The sequence below is a fragment of the Micromonospora sp. NPDC048843 genome, from assembly GCF_040649965.1.
In the GTDB taxonomy this organism is placed as follows: domain Bacteria; phylum Actinomycetota; class Actinomycetes; order Mycobacteriales; family Micromonosporaceae; genus Micromonospora; species Micromonospora hortensis.
The window spans coordinates 1-3,454 of sequence record NZ_JBEZGJ010000331.1; the positions used below are offsets into that span (position 1 = coordinate 1).

The 3,454-nt window shown below is 73.3% G+C and carries 3 protein-coding genes; 1 reads left to right on the forward strand and 2 read right to left on the reverse strand.

Translation table 11 applies throughout. From position 1 onward, the window contains the following. Positions 1 to 79: 79 nt before the first annotated feature. Positions 80 to 1,087 (reverse strand): hypothetical protein, encoded by a 1,008-nt coding sequence (locus tag AB0C20_RS35630; protein ID WP_357569665.1) that lies wholly within the window; start codon positions 1,085 to 1,087, stop codon positions 80 to 82. Positions 1,088 to 1,092: 5 nt separating this feature from the next. Next, positions 1,093 to 2,352 (reverse strand): Hsp70 family protein, encoded by a 1,260-nt coding sequence (locus AB0C20_RS35635; protein ID WP_357569666.1) that lies wholly within the window; start codon positions 2,350 to 2,352, stop codon positions 1,093 to 1,095. Positions 2,353 to 2,653: 301 nt separating this feature from the next. Here AB0C20_RS35635 and AB0C20_RS35640 point away from each other — a divergent pair, with 301 nt between their 5' ends. Continuing rightward, the gene (locus AB0C20_RS35640; RefSeq protein ID WP_357569667.1) at positions 2,654 to 3,400 is read left to right on the forward strand and encodes an IniB N-terminal domain-containing protein; all 747 of its coding nucleotides are present in this window, start codon (positions 2,654 to 2,656) and stop codon (positions 3,398 to 3,400) included. Positions 3,401 to 3,454: the final 54 nt, after the last annotated feature.

Below are 3,454 nucleotides of genomic sequence, written 5' to 3' on the forward strand. Positions count from 1 at the left end.
GCGGCGCGCCACGCTGGGTGCGTTGGGCGTTGCTGGTCGCGGTGATCGCGTTCTTCTACGCGCTGCCGAACAGGGAGTTCTACCAGTATCTCGGGACGAACGCCGGCTCGTCGGCCAGCGCCTCGTCCGCCGCGGCGGCCAGTGTCGCGGCCGGGCAGTCGCCGAGCGCGCCGACCGCGAGCAGCGAGCGGACCAGCGGCAGCACCGCGCCACCCCGAGCGAGCTGCAACTCGGTGAGCCGCCGCCAGACCGCTGTCCGCTCGGTGCTGGGGCTGAGCGTCGCGACGGCCCGCCGGACGATCGGTGCGAGCCGGCCGTCCGCGCCGAGCAGCCCGGCCGCCCGGGTCGTGGCGATCAGTTCGTCCACTCCCGCCGGGTCCCGGCCCAGCAGCGCACCGAGCATGCTCACCGGCAGCGCCCCGCCGGCCGCGAGAGCGAGCAGCAGCCGTCGTACCGCGGCGGGCTGGACGTCCAGGTCCGGCCCGAACTCGAGGATGACGGACCGGGGTGGGTCCACGGTGCCGGTCCGGGTCTCCGCGCCGACCAGGCCGTGGGCCAGCCGTTCCACGTCCCGGGGTACGCCGGCTGTCTGCGTGTGGACGAAGTCGACCAGGTCGGCGGCGCGGCCCAGCTCGGGTGTGGCGGCGAGATAGGCGGCGGTCTGCTCCCGGGTGAACGGCGTGAGCAGCACTGCCTGCCCGTCGCGCCGCAGGGCGTCGACCAGCTCACTGAACGCCGCTGACCGGGGCCACGGGCGGTGGGCGACCACCAACCGATGTCGCCGGCCGGCGGCCAGACGCAGCAGCGCCTCGGTCCGTGCGTCGTCGAGCAGGTGCGCGTCGTCGACGAGCACCACGGTGTCGGGGTCGACCGGCTCGTCCGGCTCCGGGGCGGTCGTGCGGACGGCGATCCCGGCGCGGTGGTGAATGCGCTCCAGCTCGGCGAGGAGCGCTGTCTTTCCGTGACCGGCCGGGCCGGCGACGCCGACGGCGAGCGGGCCGGTCGGGTCCTGCGCGACAGTGTCCAGCAGCGCCTGCAACCCCTTGTCCACTGTCAACCCTGGTGCGGCGAGGTCATTCATGATCATCGGGCTTATCCTTCGCGTCCGCGGCCGCGGGCCAGCGCCAGGCGGGACGGCTTCGGCAGTTCCAGTGGGAGGACCCGGACCGGGGGCCGCGGTGGCGGATCGCCCGGAACGGTGTGATGGGCACGGCGTGGTGCCGGGAGGGTGGCTCGCCCGGCGCCGCTGACCGGTGCCGGAACGCGGGCCGGCGGCGGTTGGCGAGGGCGTGGTGACACCACCTGACAGGCGGCCATCGCCGCCCCGGTGGCAGCGGTCAACTGTGCGTCCGGCTCCACCTCGACGGGCACCGGGAGGGCCGCGCCGATCAGCTCGGTCACGAGCGGGACCCGGGTGGAGCCGCCGGCCAGCAGCACGCCGTCGAGCTGCGCCGGAGTCAGGTCGGCGCTGCGTACGGCCCGGAGCAGGAGGTCGACTGTGGCCTGCACCGTCGGGCGGATCATGGCCTCGAACTGTGCCCGGGTCACCGGCACCCGCGCCGGGCCGCTCGGCAGGGTCAGCACCACGTCGGCAGTGAGGTCGACGGTCAGTACCCGCTTGACCCGGTCACACTCCGCGCGCAGCCCCCGCAGAGCAGCCTGGGCCCCGCGACGCCCGGTGGCGGCCAACTCCCGGGCCAGCACGGTACGAGCATGCTCGGCGAGCGCCTCGTCGAAGTCGGCGCCGCCGATCGAGTCGAGACCCTGCGGGGTGCCGAACGTCTCGTACGTGCCGCGCGGGGTGCGGCGCACCAGCGCCGCCTCGAAACTGTTGCCCCCGAGGGCGTAGACCACCGCGGTGCTGCCCGCGAACCCGCGAGCGGCGTGGCTCTCGGCGACGGTGACCGTGCGGGGCAGCAACGTCACGTGCCGTAGGCCGAGGTCCGACAGGGCCCGGTGCAGCACCTCCCGCCGGTAGGGGCGCCACCCCGCCGGGTGGCTGAGCACTATCGCTTCGGCCGCCCCGCCCTCCAGGGCGTGGACCCGCTCCACCACCCACGCCGCCAGTTCGGCGGTCAGCGTCTGCGGCGCGCACGGCTCGCCGCCGAGCAGCACCGGCACGTCGTCGCCGATCCGGTGGACGAAGTCCCGGGTGGTGCGGCTGCCGTCGTCGGTCGCGGGCTCGCCGACGCGCAGCGAACCGTCCTCGGCCAGGCACAGCACCGACGGCATGAGAGGTGAGCCGGCGCTCAGCGGGACGGCCTCGGGCCGGGTCCAGGTCGCGCCGCGTCGTCGTGCGACGGCGGCGGCCGTGTTGCTGCTTCCGATGTCTATCCCCAGGACGTACGGCATCGTCTCTGTCTCTCCCCGTGAGTCGGCCGGTCGGTGGCGATGGCGTCGGCTGACCGACGACCCACCCCCGGCGAACCCCGCGGGCTCCTACGTTCGTACCAGAGATCAGTCCCTGGTCGGGACCCTAATCTCGCCGGGACGGTTTCCCCCTGTCCCCCTAACGTACGAGGTGGCGGAGCCCCTAGTTCAACCGGCCCGGATGCGGGTTCAGCCCCGATGCCCGGGGGCGGGCCCCGGCAATAGCGTCGTCACCGTCGACGTACGACACCCCGCCAATGTCATATTCGAGGAGAACCGGCACATGGACTCGCAGCAGACGCTCCACGACTTCGTGCTCGACCTACTGACGAACCCGGACGCGCGGTCGGCCTTCGACCTCGACCCCGAGGGTGCGTTGCGGGGCGCCGGGCTCACCGACATCACCGCTGCGGACGTGCAGGACGTCGTACCGCTGGTCGTCGACTACGCGCCGGGTGCGGGCCTCGCGCCGTTGGCCTCGCCGGTCGGGCAGCTCGGGCTGGACCCGCTTCTCACCGACACCACCGACGTGGTGGGTCAGTTGCAGAGCGTGGCGCAGCAGATCAGCGTCACCAGCTCGCCCAGTGGCGTGGACGTCAAGGCCGGCGTGCTCGGCGCCATCGCTGTCGACCCGTCGACCGCCGCCGCCGGGGTCACCGTGCTGCCGGGCATCGGTCTGGGTGTCGGTCCGTACGGCCTCGACACCGACCTGGCCGGTGTCTCCGACGTGGCGCACACCCTCGACGCCGACGTGGTGCAGCCGGTGGACGCGATCGCGGACCCGGTGCTCGGGGATGTCACCGGCACCGTCGGCGACCCGAGTGGTCTGCTCGGCGTCACTGACTCGAATCTGATCGGCGGCGACCTGACCGGTGGTGCCCTCTCCGGCACCCACGGTCAGCTCGGCGGGGTCGTCAGCTCCCTCGGTGTCGACGACACCCTCGGCGGGCTGGGCCTCGGGCACGGCGACGGTCTCGTCGGCGGCGTGGCCGCCACAGGAGTAAGCGTTCAACACTTGGCGTTGTATTGATCCCGACGATGAGCACAGCCGATCAAAGTGGACGAGACGCCTCGTGACCTAGGC